The sequence below is a fragment of the Clostridiaceae bacterium genome, from assembly GCA_012840395.1.
Classification (GTDB): domain Bacteria; phylum Bacillota; class Clostridia; order Acetivibrionales; family DULL01; genus DULL01.
Genome location: DULL01000017.1, coordinates 1 through 25,157, shown reverse-complemented (window position 1 = coordinate 25,157; position 25,157 = coordinate 1). Strand labels below are relative to the sequence as shown.

Genomic DNA, 25,157 nt, shown 5'->3' with positions numbered 1-25,157 from the left:
ACTTAAAACAGGCCGCTTATTCTTCCGTCAGAATCTACGTCAATTTTTTCAGCAGCGGGTTCCTTTGGCAAACCAGGCATTGTCATAATATCACCAGTAAGCACAACTATAAATCCGGCTCCTGCAGAGACCTTAACATTTCTTACTGTAATTTTAAAGTCTTCAGGTCTCCCTGTTTTCTTAGGATCATCAGTCAGAGAATACTGCGTTTTAGCCATACAGATTGGCAGGTTGCCAAAACCGAGGCTCTCAAGCCTGCTTATTTCTTTATTGGCTGAAGTTGAATATTCAACTCCGGTTCCTCCATAAACCACTTTAACTATTTTATTAATTTTTTCTTTTATGGATTCATTATCATTATAAGTGAACTCTAAGTTTCCTTTTCCTTCTTCAATAAGCCTTATTACTTCTTTTGCTAATTCAATTCCACCTTCACCGCCTTTGGCCCATACTTCAGATAATGCAACATTTGCTCCGTAACTCTTGCATTTTTCTTCAATAAGTTTCAGTTCAGCCTCTGTATCGGTTGGGAATCTGTTAATTGCAACAACTGCAGGAAGTCCGAATTTATTTGTAACATTATCAATATGCTTAAGAAGATTGGGCAATCCTCTTTCAAGAGCCTCGAGGTTCTCCTTACCCCATTCTTCCTTAGTGGCACCTCCATGATGTTTAAGAGCTTTAACAGTAGCTACTATAACTACTGCAGATGGCTTAAGACCTGCTATTCTGCATTTTATATTGAAAAATTTCTCAGCGCCCAGATCTGCACCGAAACCTGCTTCTGTAACAACATAGTCAGCAAGCTTTAGTGCCATTTTGGTTGCCATAATACTATTGCATCCATGAGCAATATTGGCAAAGGGCCCTCCATGCACAAAAGCAGGAGTATTTTCTAATGTCTGAACAAGATTTGGTTTCAGAGCGTCTTTTAATAACGCAGCCATAGCTCCCTCAGCCTTTAAATCTCCCGCAGTTACAGGTTTATCATCATAGGTGTAACCTACAACAATATTCCTTAATTTTTCCTTTAAATGATCCAAATCCCTTGATAAACAAAGTATTGCCATAACTTCAGAAGCAACTGTAATGTCAAATCCATCCTCTCTCGGTGTTCCGTTAGTCCTTCCGTTAAGACCGTTTACAATATACCTTAACTGCCTGTCATTCATATCTATGCATCTTTTCCAGGTAATCCTTCTTGGATCAATTCCCAGAGCATTTCCGTGGTATATATGATTATCAAGCATTGCAGCCAGAAGATTATTTGCAGCACCTATTGCATGTAAGTCTCCGGTAAAGTGTAAATTTATATCCTCCATCGGCACAACCTGTGCATAGCCGCCTCCTGCAGCACCGCCTTTTATTCCAAAAACAGGTCCCAGTGAGGGTTCTCTTAAGGCTACCATTACTTTTTTCCCAAGCTTGTTTAATGCATCCCCAAGTCCTACCGATGTTGTTGTCTTTCCTTCTCCTGCAGGTGTAGGATTAATTGCCGTGACGAGTATAAGTTTCCCATCCTCTTTATCTTTCATGTTTTTTAGTATGTTATAGTTTACCTTCGCCTTATAATTGCCGTATAGTTCAAGATTTTCCTTACCTATTCCCAGTTTCAGGGCAATGTTTTCAATAGGTTCCAGTTTTGCTTCTTGGGCAATTTCAATATCACTTTTGTAACTCATATGTATTCCTCCTAAAAAATTAATTATTTTATTCATCTTTTTTAAATAAAAAACTAAACCAATAAAAAGCACCTACAAAAATAGCGCCTCCAATAATATTTCCTAGAGTTACCGGAAGCAAATTCTTTATAATCATATTAGCCCAGTTCAGGCTATCAAGCTTTTCCTGAGCAATACCCATTGATATTGCAGCCTGCACCCAGTTAGAGTTAGATTTTGCAAAGATTCCTATTGGTATATAATACATGTTTGCAACGCTATGTTCAAATCCAGAGGTAATGAATAACCATATAGGGAAGAATATTGCCCATATTTTACCTGTAATATCCTTTGCTGCCGCAGACATCCAGACTGCCATACAAACAAGCCAGTTACATAATATCCCCATAAAAAAGGCATGTCCGAATTCATAACTTACTTTATTTACAGCAGTTTTTATTGTAAAACCTCCTAATAAGCTATCACTTGTATTAAGTTGGCCTGATTTGTAAATAAAATATACAACAATTATTGAACCAATAAAGTTACCTATATAAACAATTAGCCATTTCCTTAGCATTTGAGACCAACTTACTTTTTTATCCAGGCAGGACACAATAATGAGTGTATTACCTGTAAATAGTTCGGCTCCAGTAATTATTACCATTATAAGACCTGTTGAAAAAAGGAGACCTGCCAATGCTTTTGCCAATCCTATTGAACCAATTGTATGAATTGCAACATTAGAGCCTTGTGAAGCTAAAGCAATAAATGCTCCTGCCAATATACTCAGCGGAAATAGTTTGATGAAGGGCTGATATGCTTTTTTAGCACCTATTGTAACATACTTTTCTGCTATTTCTAATGGAGTAAGATAATTGTTTTCCATTTATACACCACCTTCAGCCTGCGAATATGGTAAACCTGTAATAGTTATTATTTATTATATTTGGAAAATTGTGATCATTTATGTCATAACAAATGCCAGTAAAATACATATCTAGTTTATTTTGAGAATCAAATTATAACTAAAAATGGACGTTTTTATTATAACACAAACCTTTTTTCTTTTATCTAAGTTATGAAATTATCATAAAAAAATACAAAAAAAATAGCATTTATTATAAGGAAAAGGACATTCCTTCCTCGAGCAGGGAAGCATTCCTTTTATGTTAAGGAGTGTCCCTTAATTAATGAAAATGGACACTCCTTCCTCAAGTAAAGAAGTATTTCTCTTGAGTAAAGGAATGTCCCTAGATAAATGAAAAGGGACACTCCTTCCTCGAGCAGGAAAGTATTCCTTCAAAGAAAAGGAGTGTCCCTTTTCCTTATAAAATTATGCAAATCAACCCTGCACTGCCTTCGTTTATTATTCTTGTTAAAGTCTCCTGCAACTTCTGCTGAGCATCTTCAGGCATTCTATGAAGTTTATTATACAGTCCTTCTGTAACCAGTTCATGCAAGGACTTTCCAAAAATATTTGATTCCCATATCTTACCGGGCTCACCTTCAAATTCCTTAAGTAAATAAGAAACCAATTCTTCAGATTGTTTTTCAGTTCCTACCAGCGGGGCAACTTCTGTTTCAATATCCGCACGTATCATATGAATCGATGGAGCACTAGCACGAAGCTTAACTCCAAATCTGCCACCCTGTTTTATGATTTCTGGTTCGTCAAGCTTTAACTCTTCCTTTCTAGGAGCTACTATACCATAACCCTTTACTTTTACCTCATGAAGAGCATATTCCACTCTTTCATATTCTTTCTTTACCCTGGCAAGTTCTCTCATCAATCCTATAAGCTTATGCTCGCCATCAATGTCAAGACCTGTAGTTTCACTTAATACCTGGTAGAACAATCCTTCAGGAGCTCCCAGCTCAATTAAAATCTTTCCGGTTCCCAGGTCTATTTTATCAATGCTTGCTTTCTTAATAAAATCATATTGATCAAACATGCCTGCCGATTTTTTAGCTTCACGGATATTATTTACATCCTTAAAGGTATCTTTAACTGCATTGATAAAATCCAACCTTAATTGGTGATCTTCTTCAAGAGTTTCCACCCACTTTGGTATATTTATTCCAATCTCAGATACAGGGAATTCTAATAATACTTTTTCAATAATAGAATTAATATCTTCAATTCTCATTTGGGCGCAATTTACGCTTACTACAGGAACTGAATACTGAACTTCCAATTCCTCTCTCAGCTTCAGTGTTTCACTATCGTAAGGATTTACAGAGTTTAATACAATTATAAATGGCTTATTAATAGCCTTTAGTTCATCTATAACGCGCTTTTCAGCTTCTATGTATTCCCAGCGTTCAATATCAGTGATGCTTCCATCTGTGGTAACAACAAGGCCTATGGTAGAATGGTCATTTATAACTTTTTTTGTGCCAATTTCGGCAGCCTCTTCAAAAGGTATCTGGCTGTCAAACCAGGGCGTTGATACCATTCTGGAAGCATTATTTTCCATGTATCCGATAGCTCCTTTTACCAGGTAGCCGACACAGTCCACAAGTCTAACCTTTAACTGTATATTTTCATCCAGAATAATTTCAACCGCTTCATTGGGCACAAATTTCGGCTCAGTTGTCATGATAGTGCGTCCTGTGGCACTTTGGGGAAGCTCATCTTTAGCTCTCTCTTTGATGTATGTATTTTCTATATTAGGTATGACAAGCAGGTCCATAAATCTTTTTATAAATGTTGATTTACCTGTTCTGACAGGGCCAACTACACCAATATAAATATCGCCTTGTGTTCTTTCTGCTATCTGTTCGTATATGTTGTACATTTCCACCGGCTTACCCCCTTTAATTTTATAACACAACACAATAAAGTAATTGTACTAGTACTTTTTTATTATAAATATATGTACAAATTTAACTAATATTACAAAAATAATTAGATAATGTAATCTTTATGATTACTTATTAAATGATGAGGGGGTATGAGGTGTAGAGCCGGTAAAAACTTTAACTGCTTTATTAATAAACCTGATTGATATAGGAAGACCTGATCCTTTTTCTCCATCTATGCTTAAGGCCACATTGCTGCTTCCGGATATAGTACAGCTCTTGGTTTTCAGCCAGATAACATTCCTATCATTCAGGAAATCATTGCTTAATACTTTAAAAAACAATCCTGCAATATCTAGAGGCAGACAATTCTTTACCAATAAAATATCCATAAGTCCGTCTGACAAATCAGCTTTCTTAACAATATTATTAAATCCTGCGACATGTTTCCCGTTTAATATAAGAAAAAGTAAAAATTCACCATCTATAATATCAGATTCTGTTTGAACCGTAAGTTTAAAAGGCTTTATATTGGTTACCTCATCAAGGGCTTTCAGATAGTAAGCCAGGGCACCTAAATTCTTTTTTAGCTCATTGCTTGTACAATAGGAAGCCTCAACGAATATTCCTCCCGCACAAGTATTTAAAAAATAGGTATCTTCATTAATAAGTCCTGCATCAATCTCTTCAACATGACCTTCCAAAATCACATCAAGACAGTTTTTAAGGTTATGTGGTATTTCAAGGCTTCTTGCCAGGTCATTACATGTCCCTGATGGTATAATACCAATAGGAAGATTAATATTATTTTTCAGCAATAAGTTTACCACAGAACTTATGGTGCCATCCCCTCCGGAAACTATTACTCTTGAGAAATCCTCCTTTTCAAATATGTCCATAAGCCTTCCATGGTCATGGTCGCTAATTCTGTAAGGTATCAGCAGGATATCCTTTTGAAAAAATCTGTTAATAATGTAGTCAAGTTTTAATGGTACCGCTCTGTTACCCGACAAAGGATTATATATAAAAAATGCTTTTTCCAACATGACGCCTCCAAACTTAAGTAAAATAATATTCATTAACAGGTCAATAATTCTAAAATATATGTTGATTATATATTTATATTATTCCTTATTAAACTTGAAATCAACTACAATGACTTTCCCCTCTTCGGGTAGTATAATTAAATCATTGCCTGTTAATCCAGATACAATTTCATGTCCGTCTGTTTCCATATCGTATACCGTAACCTTTTCAATCAGTTCCCGCGCCATTTTATTGGAAATACCTTCTTTGATAATATTATCAATACACTGTTTAACCTTTGAGTCAACATTTATTTTAATAGATATTGCATTCCTTAATCTTTCAAGCTTATAAGAGATATTTTGAATGTTTTTTTCCAGTCCCTCGTTTATCCTTGTAAAAAACTCCAGTGTAACCTTTCCTTCTAACCTGTCCATATATAATATTTCCTGCTGCCTTTTTTTCTGCTGTAACTGCTTCTCCAAATATTTTATCTCATCCTCTATATTGCTTTCTTTCTCCATGCTTTCCTGTAAAAGAAGTTTTGCCTGGTCAAATATTTCCTCGTTATTCAATAATTCCTTAAGTTCATTTATCAATATTTCTTTTATAATATCTTCTCCAACGTGATGACTGGTGCAATAAGCCTTGCCATTTCTGCAATAATTTCCGCAGATATATCCCATTGGTCTGTTTTTCCTTACCCTGGCGTACATCACGCTGTCGCACTTGCCGCAAAAAATAAGTCCTCTGAACAGATGAATTATACCTTTATGAGGTCCAGCAACAGCTTCCCCTTTTTTCTTTCTAATTTTTTGGACTTCTTCAAATATATCCTTGTCAACTAAAGCTTCATGGGTATTTTTCGTAATAACCCATTTACTTGCCGGCAATCTCCTCGTTTTCTTGCTTTTATAACTTATTTTTTCACTTACTCCCTGGACAGTGTCTCCTATATACACCCTGTTTGATAATATCCTTTGGACTGCCACAGCATTCCATCCCCCTTGCCTTCCTGCAGGAGAAAGATATCCTTTATTATTCAAATAATTTGCTATATAGGCATAGCCATACCCTTCAAGATATAAACTGAATATCTCTCTTACAATAGCTGCTGTATTTTCATCAATGCAGAGCCTGTTTTTTTCATGAGCTGATTTTTTATATCCAAAAGGAGGCTTGCCTATGTATTCCCCCCGTTGTATTTTAAACCTAAGATTTGCCCTGATCTTCTTGGAAATATCCAGCAAATACCTTTCGTTAAACCATGTCTCTATGCCAACTGTTTCATTATCCTTTATACTGTCATACCTTCCGTCAAAAGTAATAACTCTTACTCCATGTTCTTCAAGAAAATCCAGGAACAAAAGGGTTCTTGCATTATTCCTGCCAAGTCTGGAAAGATCTTTCAAAAGCAGCAAATCTATTTTACCGTTAGTTACATCCTCTTTTAATTGGTTTAGTGCACTTCTTTCAAAAGCAGATCCTGAAACATTGTTATCAATATATATTTTATATAGTTTACCCATATTGTTTTTTTTCATAAAATCAATAAGGAGGTCTCTCTGAGTTTCTATAGTCTCGTAGTTTTTCTCATTATCATCTCTGCTTTCCCTGACATATATACCAATATTCTTGTATCGAATGTGGCCTTCTTTATGCAAACCCTGTATACCTCACTTTTCTTGTTTTATACTCTCTTCTTCCATCCTTTCAACAGCAAGCTTTAATATTCTGAACAAAACCTCGGCAGCAGAGATTTTGCCTTTATATATTTTTATAACAAATAAGTTTACGGATTTCTTTTTATTCTTCACTTTCACATTTTCCTTTTTGAAGAACTCCACCTGCATATTATCTATATGTAGAAGATAGAAATAATAAATATTGTCCATATAAAAACTGAATTAAATTAAAACAAGCATCAGGAAATCTTCCTGATGCTTGCTAAACTATTTTGTTAAATAAAATTATATTAATTATATTGAAGCTATAGATACAATATAAAGCAATGCCAGAAGCAAATAAAGAAGCGATATTACTGTAATTGGCCAGTGAGAAGTTATGGATCTGATGTCATTTTTCACTGAGCTTATAGGAGGTTTTACTTCAAATTTTCCTTCCGTAGCCTTGTTAAATAAAAGCATTATTAACCAAAGAATAAATAAGCTGACTAAACCAAGTATTATTATAGATCCCAGTTCGGCAGCACTAATCTGAACACTTTCAGAAGTTCTGAAATCAGCTGTAAAATAAAATATAACCTCAGCAATTGCATTATTCATAAAGTGAGCCAGTATACCTGCAAAAATAGAGTTTGTTCTTATAACATAATATCCTATAATAAGTCCAAGAAATACAGGCCCGAAAAAATTTGTGATATCAAAGTGAAAAATACCGAATAATATTGATACAATAACCACTGCCCTATAAGATCCTCTTTTTTCATAAGCTTTCAATAAGAGGCCCCTATGAAGCAGTTCTTCGCAAATGGCTGGAGTAAGGGCAATAATAAATAAACCGACCATCAGCTCCATGATATTTTGCGGAACAGGCATTGGCTGCTGGCGTACATCACCAAAAAACTGAATAAAGTAAACTGCAATATTATTAAACATTAATGCTGCCATATATGCAGGAAATGAAGCCAGAATGATTAATAAAGCATGAACTAGCTCAAGCTTGTTAAATCTGAAGGTTTCTTTTATAGGAAGTTTATTATAAAAAGTATATACTAATACCGGGATCAATATTATTATATATTCATTAACAAGTATAATCTTGTATGTTTGTTCAGTAATGAAGTTTTCTCCTTGTGTTATGGTAAATGCAACCAGTATGAACTGAAAAATCATAAACAGAACTGCAAAAAAGAAAAAAACTTTATTTACACCTGTTACAGTAATTCTTTTCCTCATTGTTACACCCTTTCTGCCTATTATACTATCACTATCCGCTTTTCAGTAATTATCATGTCCATGGGTATATCATGCTTTTCTTCAGGAACTTTTTCTAAAACCTGTATTTCAAAAGCCAATGCAACTTTAAGACAGTGAGGATTAATTTTTTTTAGAAATTTATCATAATATCCTGCACCAAAACCTATTCTGTAACCTCTAACATCAAATCCTACTCCTGGTATTATTATTAGATCTATGTCTTCATGGTTAATTTCAACTGCAACTTCCTTATTGGGCTCCCTGATACCAAAAGTACCTAATTCTATGTCTTTTTGGATATCCTTTATTTCATAAGGTATTATACCTTTAGTACCGTCATCTAAAATTTCTATTTTTGGTATAACTACCCTTTTGCCCCTGTTAAGGCTCTTTTCCAGTATAGACTCGGTTATTACTTCATTTCTGAAATTCATATATCCCATTATAACTCTAGAATTGTTATAACAGCTCAGCTTAAATAATTTATCTGCTATTATGGCACTCTTATCAGAAACCTCTTGTGGCGATAATTTTTCCCGAAGGCTTATTAACTCTTTTCTTAAAAAACTTTTACTTTTATAATTAATGTTTCTGGAATCATTATCAAGTATCAAGTTGTTTTTCTCCTGTTCCATAATCATTGTATTTTAAATTATTTAATAATTTTTCTTGCACTAAACTATATATTTGTATTATACTTAAAATTCATATACCACTTAATTATATTTCATATCACTTTAATATATTTTCATGTTAATTAATATATACTTTAATGTATATTAAAGTATATATTAATATAATAGTCATATATTTTAAGTCACATTGCCATATATTGTAATAGCGCCAGCGTAATAATAAAAAACAGAATACATGAAATTACAAAGAGAACCATTGAAGATACCAGCAAAGCTGTTCCAAAGGATCTCATGTCATGATCATCTGAATTAATAAAAGTAATTGAAATTATCACTCCTATTAATTGGCCTAATCCTGGGATTACTGATGATATTACTGTGATAAATACTTTCAGACCGTTGCTTAACCTGTTCTTAACATATGTACCAGGATAAAATTTTACACCAAGATTTGTATTATTTTCAGCCCTCTCAACCTTGTTATTATTTAAATTATGCTGATTAACTTTGTCAACATTAAACTCATTAATTTTCTTTTCTTTACTTTCTTCACTTGATTCATAAATTATATCAGAATCTGAATTGCTGCTTTCATTAGATTCATAAATCATATCTGAATCTAAACTGCTGTTTTCATTAGATTCATAAATCTTTTCTGAATCTAAATTGCTGTTTTCATTAGATTCATATATTTTATCAGAATCTAAACTGCTGCTTCCATTAGATTCATCAAATTCTTTAAAATGACTTGATGATTCATCAGAAATTATTAATTCATTAGAAAAGGCTGGATTATGTAACCTGTTTAATTCCGGTTTTAAAAGGCTGCCGCAGTAATCACACCGTCTGGCATAAACCTGAATCTTTTCACCGCAATAATAGCATATTTTATACTCATTGCCCATTATATCCAAGCAACTCACCTCAACATAAGTAATAAATAAAATAATTTCAACACATGAGCAATTCTTTTAATCAGAAAAGTTATTATTCAAAATCTTTCTTAAAAAACATATTTTCAACATATTGGTCTGTAAACTCCGGGGATGCAGATAATTCAATATATTCTATACGTTCTTTAAGATCATTAGCTTCTTGTAGGCGCTCCTTTGATAATAAGCACTCTATTGCACCAGCTCCCGCCGAGTTGCCTATAGACTCTATTTTACCTTTTAATTCTTCAGGAATCAATCCTATTGTAATAGCACTGCTGGTATTAATGTAATTTCCAAATCCACCTGCAAGATAAACTTTATCAATATCCTTCATCTGTATATTGCTGTGTTTAATAAGTGAAATAATTCCTGCCGCAATTGCCGCCTTGGCATTTTGAATTTCCCTTATATCTTTCTGAGTAATAACAATATCATTTTGAGAAATATTGCTAAAGTTTCCTTCTATCAGAAAGCCTCTGATGCCGTCTAAATCCACTATTCTCTGGCGGAAATAATCTGATAAACCTGTTGCTTCATCATCATCAATTATTCTTCCTGTCTCGTCAATTATTCCCTTCTTCAACATTTCTCCTACTGCATCAATAACTCCGGAGCCACATATACCTATTGGTTTCTCGTTTCCAATAGTAGTATATTCAATCTGATCGACCAGACGTACCTTATCTATGGCACCCTTTACTCCTCCTAAACCGTTTCTTATGTTTGCCCCTTCAAAAGCAGGACCTGCAGCAGTTGAACAGGAATACAGAAAATCACAGTTTCCTAATACCATTTCTCCATTTGTCCCGATATCTATAAGAAGAGATATTTCTTTCTTTAAATGCATATCAGTGGACAATACTCCTGCCACAATATCACCGCCTATATACCCTGAAACGGAAGGCAATATCAGACAAATACCGTTTTCATTTATATCAAGTCCTACCTCACAAGCTTTAACTTTATGAAGTGATGTAGTTGCCGGAATAAATGGTGCAATTGCAATATTTTCAGCCGGTATATTCATGAAAAGGTGCATCATTGTTGTATTTCCTACTATGGAAACCAAATAAATACTGTTTTTAGACATGTTATGTACGTCAGTAAGTTTTACTATAATATCGTTAATGCATTCAACAATTATCCTGCAAATCTCATCCTTTGCTTCTTCAGAGCTGCTTGCATATTGAATTCTTGTAAGAACATCAGCCCCATACTTTTTTTGAGGATTCAGCTGTGAATAAACACCTAATCTTTCACCACTGTTTAAATCATACAAATAAGCTGCTATAGTTGTTGTTCCAATGTCAATGGCAATGCCGTATAATATATCTGTCGTGTTACCTGGTTCAACAGCTATTATTTTATTATCCTCTACAAGTAATGTAACCTTGAAATCACTTTTCCTTAATATTTTTGGCAAAGTTTTTATTGCTTTCAGGGGGATGGCTTCCTTGAGCATATCAGAATATGAGGCAATTCTGTCAAGATCAGATCTCTGATCATTAATATCTGGTTTTTCTAACTCGGCATAAACTTTAGTAATTATCGGGTCAGTTTTAATCCTTTTTTCTTTTCCTTCAGTAACTATATTAGCTTCTTCATTAACCTTGTGTAAATAAATATCCAAGTCTTTTTCAATTATATGATGGCATGCAAGCCTGTAGCCTTCATTAACTAATTTTTTCCCCAGAATTGTGATTTCATGTTTGGTAGGTTCAGGTTCTGATCCTCCCAACTTTACCCTGCATTTCCCGCAGGTTCCTTTTCCGCCGCAGGGTGATTCAATATTTATTGACTTACTTTGTAAATATTCTAATAAATTTGTTCCTGAATCAACTTTATCTTCTGTAACTATGCCGTTTTCGAATAACCTCACATTGTATTTCATATGATAACCATCCTTGTTATTATTTTAGAGGTACATATTGTTCGATCTTAGCATCATCAAATGTGCCCATTTCTTTATATGCAGCTATAGCAGCATCAATTATGTGGAAAGCCAATGCAGCTCCTGTCCCTTCTCCTAAGCGCATTTTGAGGTGCAAATAAGGTTCCAGTCCCAGCATATCAATCACCTTTTTTGTACCAGGTTCGGATGACATGTGTGAAGGTAGAAGGAATTCTTTAATTTCAAGTTTTATTTTTACAGCCAATAATGCTGCTGTAGCTGAGATAAATCCATCAATCAGTATAGGTATCCTATAGGCTGCCGCACCTATAAAGCATCCAACAAGCCCGGCAATATCAAAACCTCCGAGTTTATGAAGTACGTCAAGGGCATCCTCTTTATCTGGGTTATTAATTTTTATAGCCTGTCTAACTACTTGAATTTTCCTTTTTAATCCTTCACTTGACAGGCCAGCTCCTCTGCCTACAACATCTTCAGCTTCAGCTCCTGTAAGCACTCCTGCTATTGCACTGCTGGTGGTGGTATTTCCAATTCCCATTTCTCCTGTTCCAAGTAAATTATATCCTTTATTCTTCAGTTCTGCTACTATCTCAATGCCTGTTTTAATTGCCCTGATTGCTTCTTCTTTTGTCATGGCAGGCCCTACTGCTATATTCCAGGTACCTTTCCTTATTTTCCTGTTTATAATTCCCGGACACTCAATATCGTCATCTACTCCTATATCAACCACAAAAATATCAGAACCAGTGTGTCTTGTAAAAACATTTATTCCGGTTATACCTTTCATAAAGTTCCTTGTAACTGAGGAAGTAACGCTTTTAGGTGCCTGTGTAACTCCCTCATCTACTACGCCATTGTCGGAACACATAATTATTACAGCCTTTTTATCTACATCAGGAGAAACCTGTTCTGTTATACCTGCTATTTGTTTTACTATATCCTCTAATCTTCCCAGGCTTCCTAATGGCTTGGTTAGCTTGTCAAGCCTTATCTGAACTTCTTCCATGATCTGGGTATTAAGTCCTCTTATTTTATTGAGAATTTCTTCCATAACACTGCCACTCCTTTTATTTTAAACCTGTTAAACATCCATATGCCTTTAATAAGCTGACACAATAAGTTTATATATTAAGATTAATACTTACCAGTCACTTTCTAATACAACCTCTTCTATTTCATGGGTTCTATCTCTCGTCATTAATTCTGCAACAGCCTGTTTGGGATTCTTTCCGTTAAATAATATTTCATAGGCCTGGAATGTAATTGGCATTGAAACATTATGCCTTAGTGCCAGTGTACATGCAGGTTTGCATGTATTAATACCTTCCACAACCATCTTTATTTCCTCCTGGGCTTCTTTAGGAGTTCGCCCCTGACCTATCAATATACCTGCACGCCTGTTTCTGCTGTGCATGCTGGTACAGGTAACTATGAGGTCACCAATCCCGGTAAGACCGGTAAATGTCTGAGATTTGGCCCCCATAGCCTTTCCAAGTCTTGATATTTCTACGATTCCTCTGGTCATTAAAGCTGCTTTGGTATTGTCACCATATCCCAGACCATCGGAAATTCCGGCACATAGTGCAATTACATTTTTTATGGCTCCCCCAATTTCAACTCCAATGATGTCAGGGCTGGTATATACCCTGAACTTTGGAGACATGAATATATCCTGCACATATTCAGCCACCTGCTTGTCCTCTGATGCTGCAACAACGGCGGTTGGTATATCCCGGGCAATTTCTTCTGCATGGCTTGGACCTGAAAGAGCAACAATATTAGCATTGGGTATTTCTTGTCTGATGACCTGCGAAAGCATGAAACCTGTGGAAATTTCAAGACCTTTTGAACAATTTACTATAATTATGTTTTCTTTGACTAATTTTGCAATATCTCTTACATTTTGCCGTACTGTTTGAGAAGGTAAAGCCAGGACAATTACGCCTGCTCCCTTCAAACTTTCCTGTAAATCTGTGGTACAGCGTACTCCCTCAGGAATAAGTACTCCCGGAAGTTTATGTATATGCTCTCTTAATGTGTTTATCATTACCGCCTCATCAGCAAATGGTGTCCACATATTCACCATGTGGCCGTTTTTAGATAACAAAATAGAAATGGCAGTACCCATGCTGCCTGCACCAATCACTGAAATATTAACTCCCAATTCATTCCCTCCTTGTAATATGGCATAATTCAAAGGTATAATTTGTTCAATGCTTACTTTTTGCTGTTCTTGAAACTTAATTTGGATTCGGTTCCATTCAATATTCTTACTATATTTGATTTATGCCTAACAATGGCTAGTAATCCAATTACAGCAGAAAATAAAATGAAAGTTATATCTTTTTTATAGATTATAGCAATTATCGGAAACACAATGGCACCAATAATTGACCCTAAAGATACATACCTTGTCAAAGCGACTATAAGAATAAATATTGCTAGAGTAATAAGAGCAATTCTCCAGTCCATCATAAAAAATACAGATGCAGAGACAAGTACTCCTTTACCGCCTTTGAAATTAAAATAAACAGGCCAATTATGGCCAAGAATGGCTCCTGCACCTGCAGCCATCAATCCTATATCTCCAACTGCAACAGAACCAATTATGCAGGAAACAATGCCCTTCAAAACATCTCCCAGAAGTACAAGAAAGGCAGCCTTTTTGCCGAGGACTCTTAAGGAGTTTGTCAGACCTGCATTTCCACTTCCATGATTTCTTATGTCAGTGCCATAAAATTTCCCAACAACAAGGGAAGTGTTAACACTACCAAGCAGGTACCCCAAAATGCCGCAAAATATGGACAGTAACATTTTCATATATTAATCGCTCCTTATTTTTTATCTTTTTCACGCATGATCAACCTTATAGGTGAACCTTCAAAACCAAAATTTTTCCTTAACTGGTTTTCCAGATACCTTTCATATGAAAAATGCATTAACTCAATATCATTGATAAAAAATACAAATGAAGGTGGTTTGACACCTACTTGATTGGCATAATATATCTTCAGATTTTTTCCTTTGTCAGAAGGCGGCTGGACCATCGCAATTGCTTCACTTATCACATCATTTAGCATTCCGGTGGATATTCTTAAAGTTGCCTGGTCAACAACATATTTTATAAGGTCAAATATTTTGCCTGTCCTTTGGCCGGTTTTTGCTGATATAAATAAAATCGGAGCATAGGTCATAAAACTGAGCTTTTCTGTTACTTTTTTCTTATATTTCTCCAGGGTACCTGTTTCTTTTTCAATCAGGTCCCATTTATTTATAATAATAATTGTAGCTTTACCCTGCTCATGGGCATATCCTGCGATTCTGGCATCTTGTTCTGTTACACCATCTACGGCGTCTATCATTAACAGACAAACATCAGCTCTTTCAATAGCTGTCCATGAACGTAAAGTACTGTACCGTTCAATATTTTCTGTTATTTTGCTTTTTCTTCTGATGCCTGCGGTATCTATGAAGATGAATTTATCTTCACCTTTTTCAAGATATGTATCTATCGCGTCCCTTGTTGTCCCAGGAATGTCGCTGACAATAACCCGTTCCTCTCCAAGCAGCCTGTTAATAAGTGATGATTTGCCTGAATTAGGTTTGCCTATTACTGCAACTTTTATATATTCATCATCTGCATTTTCCAGGTTTTCGGGGGGAAAATGTTCATAAATCTCATCAAGTAAATCTCCCATTCCAAGCCCATGAATAGATGAGATTATTTGAAAATCTCCCATGCCAAGATTATAAAATTCATATACCTCATGAGGAGGGTTCCCCACATTATCTATTTTATTAACAGCAAGAACCACCGGTTTCGCAGTTTTTCTCAGAATAGTGGCAATTTCCTTATCAGTTGCAGTAATTCCTTCTTTTCCATCAACCATGAACAATATAACATCAGCAGTTTCAATAGCTATTTCTGCTTGTCTCTTTACCTGCTGCATAATTATATCTTCAGAATAAGGCTCTATACCACCTGTATCAATTAACATAAATTTTCGGTTTCTCCATTCAGCTTCTGCATATATTCTATCTCTTGTAACACCTGGAGTATCCTCTACTATTGATATTCTCTTTCCAATTATATAATTAAAAAATGTTGATTTCCCAACATTCGGCCTTCCAACTACTGCAACAATAGGCTTACTCACTGTTATAACTCACCTCTGTTCCCAGTATTTTGTTTACAAAATCTTCTCCCTTATTATCCACTGAAATAATTTTTGTATTCAGTTTGCTTCTGAGCATATCCAAAGTGTAATCATCAAGAAAAACTTCTTCTCCTGATTTTAGCATAGATTTTGTTATAAGAAGCTCTTCTCCTAAAACTTTGTCCTTTAATTGATCAAATAAATCCTGGCCGGTAATCAGCCCTGCAACAGTAACATTTTCCCCAAAAAATCTGTTTATTATCTTATAAACATCCACTTTCAGACCTTTGATTGCACCAGCTATCAGATCAGCCCATTTTTTTATATATTCGTAAGCTGAAACTCCCGTTGCAATACTTACATGCCTTGATATCATTTTATCATTATTATTTTGCAAAATATTCTCAAAATACTGTTTTACTTCGAAATCCATCAGGGCTATTAATCCTACCCCATTTTCAATCTGAGGGAAATCCTCATATTCATCATATCCTGGAATATCTTTACCAGCCATTATATAAAATTCATCTGCCAGGTAAACAGCCCTGGAGCTGTATTTATTGAGTAATTTTTTTTGCCACTTACTTATTTGCTCGATTACCTTTTCTGAAGAATCCCGGTCAAAGGGTTTTAATTCAAATAAATTCTGCCTGTATTTCGTTATTCCTACAGGGACTACAGAAATACTATTAATGCCCGGGCATAACTGTGTGAGATCCTGGATGGTCCTGTCAAGTTCCTTCCCGTCATTTATATCCCTGCATAAAACTATCTGGCAGTTTATAGTTATACCGCCTTCTATTAGTTTTCTTATCTTTTCTAATATATTACCTGCAAATCTATTGTTAAGCATATATATTCTTAGTTCAGGATTGGTAGTATGAACAGAGATATTTATAGGAGACAACTTGTACTTTATAATCTTATTTATTTCATGCTCCCCAATATTTGTTAAAGTCACATAATTGCCCATCAGAAAAGACATTCTAAAATCATCATCTTTAAAGTATAAGGTATCACGCATACCTTTCGGAAGCTGGTCTATAAAACAAAATATACATTTATTCCTGCAGTGCTTTAACTCATCCATCAATGAATTATTAAATTCAATGCCAAGATCTTCATACTCATCTTTTTCGATCTCTATCTCCCAAATCTCACCGTGTTTCTTTAAAACTTCCAATACAATGTTTTCATTTGTTATGAGAAATCTATAATCAAATACATCCTCAATTTTTACCCCATTAACGGATACTACTATATCCCCGGCTTCAATTCCAGATTCTTCAGCAATACTTCCTGGAAGAACGTGAGATACAATCGCATTTTGTTTTTTCAAAAAAGTTCCTCCTAGCAAAAAGCAGCAGTCTTATCTGCTGCTTTTTTAATGATTTTCTTATTTTGCTTCAACCTTTTTTACTACTTCTTTTCCTCCATAGTAGCCACAGGCTTTACATACTCTATGAGGCAACATAAGTTCATGACATTGTGGACAAGTAGCCAATGTCGGCATCATCAATTTCCACTGTGACCTTCTCTTGCCGGTCCTTGCTTTTGACCATCTACGTTTCGGATTTGCCATCTATTACACCTCCTAATCATATATCAGAGGTCAGTTATCACAATTTAACAGATACTTGCCCCTGTACTTAATTAATTGCAGTAACAATTTATATATGGATTAACTTTCAAAAAATTTTTTTAATGTTTCCATCCTGGGATCAATATTATCTTCTTTACACTGGCAACTTTTAATGTTTAAATCACAGCCGCATTTTTGACATAAACCTTTGCAGTTTTCGGAGCATAACACTCTCGTTGGAAGGTGCAGAACTATATTATCAATTAACATCTGTTCCAATTCTACATAGTTCTCGTTATAAGTATATTCATCACTTTCTGTTTGGGATCCTTCCCTCACAAAATTCTCACTGACTTTAATAGACAGTTCTTTTGTTACTTCCTTGAGGCACCTGTAGCATCCCGTTCTATACTTGGTTGAAATCTGGCCATTTAACTCTAATACGCCATCTATATTGACAAGCTTTCCTTTTAAAAAAACTGTGTCAAATTTGCCATCTTTTACTATATCGTTTAAGGCTTCAATTTTTCCATTAAACTCCACATCCATTGAGCGGCCGCTTAATTTTGTAATAGTTGATACGTCCAGTTTCATTAGCCCCACTCCTTGTATCTCTCCACCTTTCCCGCCTAAAGAAGTTGGGGTATTATTGCTATTTTTACCACAAAGCCAACAAATGTAATTATACTAACTAATACATACTTTGTCAATAATTCTAAAATCTCAAAATCCTTGCATAAAATCATACGTTTATTTTACAAAATTTTATGAAACTTAAATTATTTCTACTTTAAAGTTCATACAGTAATATTTAGAATAGTACTGCCGTACAAACCTGCAACTTCCATAAGCTCTTCTTGGTAATTCTTGTTTGAATCATTTATAACAACTCCGGCTTTACCCCTGTATAATCTCAGAGCGTATTCTAAAGCTTCAGGACTTGTGGTCTCAAGTATAAAGGGATCTTTTACATAGCCCTGTGCAATATCCAGGACTCTACCCAATAGATCCTTTCCTCCTCCGGCTGAATCTACATTCAAATAAACAGCATCATAATCTGAACCTATTAAGTCCATAACAGCATCAATAATTTCATCCATCGACCCTTTTTTCAAAGCATAGAGCAGTTCAGCATCCTTATTAACGTTTAAATGGCCAATCCTGAGATTTTCAGTTTTTTCCACCTCAATAACCTTCGTCAGTGACGTTATTATTATCCTGTCCTGAGAAACCGCCTTATATACTTCAGTATCGCCAATTTTTTCTTTTATTGCCTTGATAAATTCAGGTGTAGTACCGCAACACCCGCCTATTAGTCTTGCTCCAAAGGTAATAAACTTTTGAGAAAGATTTGCAAAATTATCAGGGTTAGCTCTATATGTAACCTCGCCATTGACAATTTCAGGCAAACCAGCGTTAGGCTTTACGCTAAAAAAAATGCCACCCGCCCTGGACATTTCCGTAACTATGCCAATCATATGTTCAGGGCCAAAAGAGCAGTTAACACCTACCATATCAGCTCCAAGTGATTTTAGTACCTCGGTTACAAGATATGGATCTGATCCCATCATAGTTCTGCCATTTTCTTCATATGCCATTGAACATATAACAGGAAGGTCACAGGTTTCCTTTGCAGCAATGAGAGCAACTCTCATATCTGCCAGATCTGTAAATGTTTCAAAGTTAATTATGTCTGCTCCTCCATCTGCTACAGCCATAACCTGCTCCTTATAAATACTATATGCTTCATTAAAAGTCAGATCCCCTGAAGGCTCAAAAAGTCTTCCAACAGGTCCTATGGAAGCTGCGACGAAACCTCTCGTCCCCATAACTTCTTTAGCAAGCTTTGTTCCCTCATAGTTAAGTTCGTATGTCCTATTACCTAAGCCATATTTATCCAATTGATATCTGTTTCCCTGGAAAGTGTTGGTTTGTATTACATCTGCACCAGCGTCCCTGTATGACGTATATATTTTTTTTACTTCATCTTTTCGGTCTACATTCCAAAGTTCAGGACATTCTCCACCCTTAAGCCCCATTTTTTGCAGTAAATAACCTTTTGAACCATCATATACAAGTACTCTTTTATTTATTTCTTCAATGAAATCCATGATTTGCATCAATCCCTTTCTCATCGAATATTAAGGGTCCATACCTTTTTACAGTATGCTTTGGACTAAACTGTTTCATATATTATACCATGAATTTAATGAGATTCCTGATAAAATCTCATATGTTTGAAAACTTTCAACCTATTTTTTCAGAATTCTTGAAAACCTTCTGGTACTTTGATATAAATTAGTTAACATTAATTAACAATAGTAATTAAAATTTTTGGAGGTGCTGAGATGTTAGAAACATACTGTTGTGGAACAAAAGTAGAAAAAGGCTCCTGGCAGGGAGAACCATCAATAAAGTTTTGTTCTGGAGGATATGAGGCAGTCATGCTGCCTGGTGTAGGTGCAAATGTAGTAAGTTTGAGAAATATTGATCTGGATTGCGACATTTTAAGAAGTCCTGAAGAAGTCAATGCATTTAGAGGCTTTCCTGTAGTTTATGGTATTCCTATACTCTTTCCACCTAATAGAATTGAAGATGGAATTTTTGAAGCAGCCGGAAGAAAATATGTTTTTCCGATAAACGAAGAATCCAGGAATAACCATTGCCATGGTTTCTTATTCTATCAAAAGTGGGAAACCACCAGAATGGAAATACTTCCGGATGGAGCTGCAGAAGTGGAGGTAACCTTTGTTGCAGATGATTCTACCGATTTTTATCAATATTTCCCACATGAATTTAAGATTACCATCATTAACAGGTTATCCTCTGAAGGGCTCAGGCAGGAAATAACAATCGAAAATAACAGCAGTTCACCTATGCCAATGGGGTTTGGATTCCACACTGTTTTTAATTTTCCTTTCCGCAAGGATAGCACTAAGGAAGATTACCGCTTGATAGTCTCTGCAGGAAAACTATGGGAGTTAAACGACCGAATGCTTCCTACCGGCAGACTATTGACTCCTTATGAAAGGTACATACCTATTAGAAAAGAAGGAATTAATCCAGGAGAATTTCCTATGGACGGCCATTTTACAGCTGAACCTTTACATATTGGAGCAAGTGAATTTCATGGTGCAATACTGAGAGACACTTCAAAGAATATAGATCTGGTATATGAAGTGGGTGAAGGATTTAAACACTGGATGATATGGAATGCTGACGGAAACCAGGGCTTTGTATGCCCCGAGCCTCAAACATGGGCTGTAAATGCTCCTAATATTAAGCTGCCTCCCGAAGTAACAGGTCTATACATAATAGAGCCCGGTAAAAAGTGGAATGATTATTGCAAAATAATGGTTATGAAAACCGAGGAGGTTTAAGGTTAAGGGACACTCCTTTCATGGAGTGTCCCTTTTAAAAGGCATCCCTTTGCAATTTTAAGCTGTTTCTATAGAGGCAGCGTCCTGCAAACCATATTCCTCTATTCCCATTTCTCTTAATTTAAATTTTTGTATTTTGCCACTGGCAGTCATTGGGAAAGTGCTAAGAAACTTAACATATTTAGGTGTTTTATGCCTTGCCATATGAGATCTGACAAATTCCTTTATCTCATCTTCCGTACATTCGGCGCCATCCTTTAATATAATACAAGCCATTATCTCTTCGCCATACTGCTTGTCAGGTACACCAACAACCTGCACATCCTTTACTTTAGGATGAGTATACAGAAATTCCTCTATTTCTTTTGGATAAATATTCTCTCCGCCTCTTATTATCATGTCTTTTATACGGCCTGTTATCTTGAAATATCCGTCTTTATCCATAGTAGCAAGATCCCCTGTGTGAAGCCATCCTTCTGAATCAATAACCTGTGCGGTTGCTTCAGGCATTTTATAATATCCCTTCATGACATTATAACCCCTTACTACGAACTCTCCTGGAGTTCCATAAGGTACTTCTTTATTTGTATTGGGGTCAACTACCCTGCATTCCATATTAGGCAATGCTTTTCCAACTGTTGAAACTTTATGTTCAAAAGAGTCATTATACCTGGTCTGGGTACATACTGGAGAAGCTTCAGTCTGCCCATAGGCAATAGTAATCTCTGAGGCTCCCATTTCTTCTACAACTTGCTTCATTACTTTTACAGGGCAAGGTGATCCTGCCATAATTCCTGTGCGTAATTTGGTAAATTTGAACTTTTTAAATTCGGGATGTTCCAGCATGGCAATAAACATTGTAGGTACGCCGTGTACTGCTGTACATTCCTCACTCTGTAGTGCCTCTAATACTTTTAATGGCTGATAATACTCAATAGGAACCATGGTTGACCCATGAGTTACACATGCCATAACTCCTAGAACACACCCGAAGCAGTGGAAAAAAGGCACCGGAATACATAATTTATCTTTATAGGTTAGGTTCATACAGTCACCAATAGATTTACCGTTATTTACTATATTATAATGGGTAAGCATTACTCCCTTAGGAAAACCGGTGGTACCCGATGTGTACTGCATGTTTATAACATCATTTACATCAAGGTTTTTCTGAATTTCATATAATTCTTCATCAGTTACTTGATCAGCCATTTCATAAAGATTGTTCCAATTGTACATTCCGGGATATTTTTTATCGCCTATATAGATTACATTTTTCAAATAAGGCAAAGTTGACGAATTAAGTTTTCCGGGTTCACAATCCTTTAATTCAGGGCAAATCTGGTAAATAATATCTACATAATTTGAATCCTTAAAACCTTCAATAAGTATTAATGTTTTGGCGTCAGACTGTCTAAGAAGGTATTCAGTTTCAAAAACCTTATAATTTGTATTTACGGTTACAAGTACAGCTCCAATTTTTGCAGTGGCAAATTGTGCAAGAATCCATTCAGGATAATTTGTAGCCCAAATGGCAACATGGTCTCCTTTCTTTATGCCCATGGCAATCATACCCTTAGCCACCTGGTTGCATAAATCCCTGAACTGTGAATAAGTTTTTCTAAATGGCCGGTCAGTATAAATAACTGCATCATGATCTGGATATTTTTCTGCAATCTGGTCAAGTAAATCGCCCACCGTTATATTTAATAATTCACCCATATTAACACCTCATTCCGATTTCAAATTACACTTATTAATATAGAAAAATAAAAGCCTTCCATCTCCTTTTTCCAGAGACGAAAGGCATACCTTCCGCGGTACCACTCTAGTTGGTACAAAAATGTACCCACTTTATGTACATATAGTACTTTCCATTAACGGTGAAATCCGTTCAAGCCTACTATACTTTCAGCTTGAAAACTCCGGGGCGAGATTCATCAAGTAATCCATTGCCTCCCACCAAACAGCAACTCTCTTAAGGAACTATCTTGACTACTACTCCCCTTCATGGTTTATTGGCAATATTTTATGATATATGTTCCAAATATTACGTTACGATAAATACCAAGGTAGTAACAACTGACATTTGAAATATATATTACTATGTACTATACTCAAAGTCAATATATAATTAATTAACCTGTAAATTAATATTATTTAAACCAGACCTAATATTGTTTTCCACAAAAGAATTATCATGTAATAAGCTAGCGGAACAAATAATGCCGGAAGCAAGTTTCCTACCTTAATCTTTTTTATTTCAAGTATATTTATTCCTATGCCTAGTATGAGAATGCTGCCAACCATAGACATCTGGCTCACTACTGTATCAGTAAGCAATGGTTTTATAAGGCCGGCAAGCAATGTTATACTTCCTTGATACACCAAAACTGGTATGGCTGAAAATGCAACACCTATACCCATTGTAGATGCCAGGATAACGGCCATAACACCATCTAGAATGGATTTAGCAAACAAAGTAGAAGGATTGCCCGTCAAACCGTCTTCAAGGGAACCTACTACAGCCATGGCACCCACACAAAAAATAAGGCTTGCTGTTACAAAACCCTGAGCAAAATTTCCTCCTTCACGGGAAAATTTATTCTGAAACCAGATACCTATTTTATCAAGTTTATCTTCTATATTAATAAGTTCTCCTGCCAATCCTCCGATTATAAGGCTGAAAATCATTGTCATGAGATATTGCCTGTCAAGATTTCCACCATCTATAACTTTATACATTCCTTGTAAGGTTCCTGAAATACCTATTATAAATACAGAAAGTCCTATGGCCTGAACAACTATATTTTTATATCTTTCAGGCAGACCTCTCTTAATGAATGATCCAATAAAACCACCTGCTATTACTACCGCAACGTTTACTATTGTTCCTGTTCCGATCATTTAAAAGCCTCCCAAGATGTTATCATTGTTTACGAAATTGAAAACAAACATCGATTAGTAATTATCGATTAGTATTTAGAACATCTTATATTATTCTTTAGGGCATATACGGCTGCCTGAGTCCTGTCGGACACGTTCAATTTTTTGAAAATACTTGAAATATGGTTCTTTACAGTTTTTTCACTTATATATAGGCGCTGGGCAATTTCTTTATTTATCATACCTTCGGTAATAAGTTCCAAAACCTGCAATTCCCTTTGCGTGAGATTATTTACACTGTCTTTTCTTTTTTCGCGGGTAGTAACCCTTGTGAATTCCTTCACCAGTTCTTTTGTCATATTTGACTGTATGTAAGTTTGTCCTTTGTATACATTTCTAATAGCTTCAATCAAAACATTAGGTTCAGCATCCTTGAGAACATATCCGTCCACACCCATTTTGAGTGTCTTGAATAAATACTCTCTGTCCTCGTGAATAGTGAGAACTATTATTTTAATACTATTTACACCTGACTTTAGTTCTTTGATTGCCTGTAAACCATCAATACCCGGCATATTAATATCCATAAGGACAACATCTGGTTTGTATTCTCTGGCAAGTTTTATTGCCTCACCGCCGTTGGATGCCTGTGCAACCACTATGATATCTTCTTCATGCTCTATAATCTGTTTGATACCCTGTCTAATAATACTATGATCATCAGCAATCAAAATACTTATTTTCTTCATTTGTATCTCCCTTTTATTTTATTAACTAGTATTACTCATTTCTGGATAGAATTCTACAAATATCATCCAATTCCTCTGTTATATTTTTACATTTTTAATATTCAGCAAAAATTATATTTTTGTGATATAACAGTTTTAACCATTAATGATAATAATTTTAATAAGATAAGAGGAAAAACAAAAATAAAAAAAAGGCTTTGCTATATGGCAAAGTCCTATCTCTGGTGCGCCATCAGGGACTCGAACCCGGGACACCCTGATTAAGAGTCAGGTGCTCTACCAACTGAGCTAATGGCGCATAAACCGTGAACACTTAAATATTATAAAATCAAAGCATTAAGTTGTCAACTCTTTTTTAAATTTTGTGTGTTTATTTTATGATAATGTCACCTTGTTAATTATTTTGATAAAATGTCACTATGAAGGGCAAGGTGTATTATCTAATGTCACAAGAGCAGCTTAAAAGGTATACTGTCATTGAGAAAACACT

At 35.4% G+C, this 25,157-nt stretch carries 22 protein-coding genes, 1 tRNA gene and 1 other annotated feature; of the genes, 1 reads left to right on the top strand and 22 read right to left on the bottom strand.

What is annotated here, in order from left to right; all coding sequences use genetic code 11:
• Positions 1 to 2 precede the first annotated feature (2 nt).
• The 18 genes from GXX20_01895 to GXX20_01810 form a co-directional block, all read right to left on the bottom strand.
• The gene (locus GXX20_01895) at positions 3 to 1,682 is read right to left on the bottom strand and encodes a formate--tetrahydrofolate ligase (protein ID HHW30416.1); all 1,680 of its coding nucleotides are present in this window, start codon (positions 1,680 to 1,682) and stop codon (positions 3 to 5) included.
• A gap of 28 nt (positions 1,683 to 1,710) precedes the next feature.
• Positions 1,711 to 2,550 (bottom strand): formate/nitrite transporter family protein, encoded by an 840-nt coding sequence (locus GXX20_01890; GenBank protein HHW30415.1) that lies wholly within the window; start codon positions 2,548 to 2,550, stop codon positions 1,711 to 1,713.
• A 439-nt stretch (positions 2,551 to 2,989) separates the two neighbouring features.
• The gene (gene spoIVA, locus GXX20_01885; protein ID HHW30414.1) at positions 2,990 to 4,468 is read right to left on the bottom strand and encodes a stage IV sporulation protein A; all 1,479 of its coding nucleotides are present in this window, start codon (positions 4,466 to 4,468) and stop codon (positions 2,990 to 2,992) included.
• Positions 4,469 to 4,594: 126 nt separating this feature from the next.
• Positions 4,595 to 5,512, bottom strand: a complete 918-nt coding sequence (locus GXX20_01880; GenBank protein HHW30413.1) for a YegS/Rv2252/BmrU family lipid kinase — start codon at positions 5,510 to 5,512, stop codon at positions 4,595 to 4,597.
• A 78-nt stretch (positions 5,513 to 5,590) separates the two neighbouring features.
• Positions 5,591 to 7,156 (bottom strand): recombinase family protein, encoded by a 1,566-nt coding sequence (locus tag GXX20_01875; protein HHW30412.1) that lies wholly within the window; start codon positions 7,154 to 7,156, stop codon positions 5,591 to 5,593.
• A 12-nt stretch (positions 7,157 to 7,168) separates the two neighbouring features.
• Positions 7,169 to 7,309, bottom strand: a complete 141-nt coding sequence (locus tag GXX20_01870; protein HHW30411.1) for a hypothetical protein — start codon at positions 7,307 to 7,309, stop codon at positions 7,169 to 7,171.
• A 162-nt stretch (positions 7,310 to 7,471) separates the two neighbouring features.
• Positions 7,472 to 8,410, bottom strand: a complete 939-nt coding sequence (locus GXX20_01865; protein ID HHW30410.1) for a CPBP family intramembrane metalloprotease — start codon at positions 8,408 to 8,410, stop codon at positions 7,472 to 7,474.
• A 20-nt stretch (positions 8,411 to 8,430) separates the two neighbouring features.
• Positions 8,431 to 9,045 carry a 5-formyltetrahydrofolate cyclo-ligase gene (locus GXX20_01860; GenBank protein ID HHW30409.1) on the bottom strand — a complete coding sequence of 205 codons (615 nt, stop codon included), beginning with the start codon at positions 9,043 to 9,045 and terminating at the stop codon, positions 8,431 to 8,433.
• A 203-nt stretch (positions 9,046 to 9,248) separates the two neighbouring features.
• On the bottom strand, positions 9,249 to 9,980 hold the full coding sequence (locus tag GXX20_01855; protein ID HHW30408.1) for a hypothetical protein: 732 nt from the start codon (positions 9,978 to 9,980) through the stop codon (positions 9,249 to 9,251).
• Between the two features lie 73 nt (positions 9,981 to 10,053).
• Positions 10,054 to 11,892, bottom strand: a complete 1,839-nt coding sequence (locus GXX20_01850) for a DUF4445 domain-containing protein (protein HHW30407.1) — start codon at positions 11,890 to 11,892, stop codon at positions 10,054 to 10,056.
• 19 nt (positions 11,893 to 11,911) lie between these two features.
• A complete protein-coding gene (gene cobT / locus GXX20_01845; protein ID HHW30406.1) occupies positions 11,912 to 12,964 on the bottom strand; it encodes a nicotinate-nucleotide--dimethylbenzimidazole phosphoribosyltransferase in 1,053 nt (350 codons plus the stop codon).
• A 90-nt stretch (positions 12,965 to 13,054) separates the two neighbouring features.
• Positions 13,055 to 14,077 (bottom strand): NAD(P)H-dependent glycerol-3-phosphate dehydrogenase, encoded by a 1,023-nt coding sequence (locus tag GXX20_01840; protein ID HHW30405.1) that lies wholly within the window; start codon positions 14,075 to 14,077, stop codon positions 13,055 to 13,057.
• Between the two features lie 53 nt (positions 14,078 to 14,130).
• Positions 14,131 to 14,733 carry a glycerol-3-phosphate 1-O-acyltransferase PlsY gene (gene plsY, locus GXX20_01835; GenBank protein ID HHW30404.1) on the bottom strand — a complete coding sequence of 201 codons (603 nt, stop codon included), beginning with the start codon at positions 14,731 to 14,733 and terminating at the stop codon, positions 14,131 to 14,133.
• Between the two features lie 14 nt (positions 14,734 to 14,747).
• A complete protein-coding gene (locus GXX20_01830) occupies positions 14,748 to 16,070 on the bottom strand; it encodes a ribosome biogenesis GTPase Der (GenBank protein ID HHW30403.1) in 1,323 nt (440 codons plus the stop codon).
• On the bottom strand, positions 16,063 to 17,409 hold the full coding sequence (locus tag GXX20_01825; protein ID HHW30402.1) for a DUF512 domain-containing protein: 1,347 nt from the start codon (positions 17,407 to 17,409) through the stop codon (positions 16,063 to 16,065). Before GXX20_01825 ends, GXX20_01830 begins: the two co-directional genes overlap by 8 nt.
• 57 nt (positions 17,410 to 17,466) lie before the next feature.
• Entirely contained in the window at positions 17,467 to 17,652 is a 186-nt protein-coding gene (rpmF, locus tag GXX20_01820) for a 50S ribosomal protein L32 (GenBank protein ID HHW30401.1), read from the bottom strand.
• 99 nt (positions 17,653 to 17,751) lie between these two features.
• Entirely contained in the window at positions 17,752 to 18,246 is a 495-nt protein-coding gene (locus tag GXX20_01815; GenBank protein ID HHW30400.1) for a DUF177 domain-containing protein, read from the bottom strand.
• A 203-nt stretch (positions 18,247 to 18,449) separates the two neighbouring features.
• A complete protein-coding gene (locus tag GXX20_01810; protein HHW30399.1) occupies positions 18,450 to 19,763 on the bottom strand; it encodes a homocysteine methyltransferase in 1,314 nt (437 codons plus the stop codon).
• 237 nt (positions 19,764 to 20,000) lie between these two features.
• On the opposite strand from GXX20_01810, the gene GXX20_01805 reads away from it, so the two are divergent.
• On the top strand, positions 20,001 to 21,032 hold the full coding sequence (locus GXX20_01805; protein HHW30398.1) for an aldose 1-epimerase: 1,032 nt from the start codon (positions 20,001 to 20,003) through the stop codon (positions 21,030 to 21,032).
• 57 nt (positions 21,033 to 21,089) lie between these two features.
• Here GXX20_01805 and GXX20_01800 read toward each other — a convergent pair whose 3' ends face one another.
• The 4 genes from GXX20_01800 to GXX20_01785 all read right to left on the bottom strand — a co-directional run bounded on the left by GXX20_01800 (position 21,090) and on the right by GXX20_01785 (position 24,965).
• Positions 21,090 to 22,754 carry an AMP-binding protein gene (locus GXX20_01800; protein ID HHW30397.1) on the bottom strand — a complete coding sequence of 555 codons (1,665 nt, stop codon included), beginning with the start codon at positions 22,752 to 22,754 and terminating at the stop codon, positions 21,090 to 21,092.
• A 70-nt stretch (positions 22,755 to 22,824) separates the two neighbouring features.
• Positions 22,825 to 23,053, bottom strand: a binding site (T-box leader).
• A gap of 139 nt (positions 23,054 to 23,192) precedes the next feature.
• Complete coding sequence (locus GXX20_01795) at positions 23,193 to 23,939, bottom strand: DUF554 domain-containing protein (protein ID HHW30396.1); 747 nt, start codon at positions 23,937 to 23,939, stop codon at positions 23,193 to 23,195.
• A gap of 68 nt (positions 23,940 to 24,007) precedes the next feature.
• The gene (locus tag GXX20_01790) at positions 24,008 to 24,667 is read right to left on the bottom strand and encodes a response regulator transcription factor (GenBank protein HHW30395.1); all 660 of its coding nucleotides are present in this window, start codon (positions 24,665 to 24,667) and stop codon (positions 24,008 to 24,010) included.
• Positions 24,668 to 24,889: 222 nt separating this feature from the next.
• Positions 24,890 to 24,965: transfer RNA gene (locus tag GXX20_01785), tRNA-Lys, on the bottom strand.
• Positions 24,966 to 25,157 lie beyond the last annotated feature (192 nt).

What these genes read in the sequence shown, in the direction of transcription:
- GXX20_01890 (HHW30415.1), bottom strand. Translation starts at nt 2,550, where the DNA reads ATGGAAAACAATTATCTTACTCCATTAGAAATAGCAGAAAAGTATGTT.
- GXX20_01800 (HHW30397.1), bottom strand. Translation starts at nt 22,754, where the DNA reads ATGGGTGAATTATTAAATATAACGGTGGGCGATTTACTTGACCAGATT.
- GXX20_01790 (HHW30395.1), bottom strand. Translation starts at nt 24,667, where the DNA reads ATGAAGAAAATAAGTATTTTGATTGCTGATGATCATAGTATTATTAGA.
- GXX20_01805 (HHW30398.1), top strand. Translation starts at nt 20,001, where the DNA reads ATGTTAGAAACATACTGTTGTGGAACAAAAGTAGAAAAAGGCTCCTGG.
- GXX20_01850 (HHW30407.1), bottom strand. Translation starts at nt 11,892, where the DNA reads ATGAAATACAATGTGAGGTTATTCGAAAACGGCATAGTTACAGAAGAT.
- GXX20_01865 (HHW30410.1), bottom strand. Translation starts at nt 8,410, where the DNA reads ATGAGGAAAAGAATTACTGTAACAGGTGTAAATAAAGTTTTTTTCTTT.
- cobT (HHW30406.1), bottom strand. Translation starts at nt 12,964, where the DNA reads ATGGAAGAAATTCTCAATAAAATAAGAGGACTTAATACCCAGATCATG.
- GXX20_01795 (HHW30396.1), bottom strand. Translation starts at nt 23,939, where the DNA reads ATGATCGGAACAGGAACAATAGTAAACGTTGCGGTAGTAATAGCAGGT.
- plsY (HHW30404.1), bottom strand. Translation starts at nt 14,733, where the DNA reads ATGAAAATGTTACTGTCCATATTTTGCGGCATTTTGGGGTACCTGCTT.
- GXX20_01810 (HHW30399.1), bottom strand. Translation starts at nt 19,763, where the DNA reads ATGGATTTCATTGAAGAAATAAATAAAAGAGTACTTGTATATGATGGT.
- GXX20_01815 (HHW30400.1), bottom strand. Translation starts at nt 18,246, where the DNA reads ATGAAACTGGACGTATCAACTATTACAAAATTAAGCGGCCGCTCAATG.
- GXX20_01895 (HHW30416.1), bottom strand. Translation starts at nt 1,682, where the DNA reads ATGAGTTACAAAAGTGATATTGAAATTGCCCAAGAAGCAAAACTGGAA.
- rpmF (HHW30401.1), bottom strand. Translation starts at nt 17,652, where the DNA reads ATGGCAAATCCGAAACGTAGATGGTCAAAAGCAAGGACCGGCAAGAGA.
- GXX20_01880 (HHW30413.1), bottom strand. Translation starts at nt 5,512, where the DNA reads ATGTTGGAAAAAGCATTTTTTATATATAATCCTTTGTCGGGTAACAGA.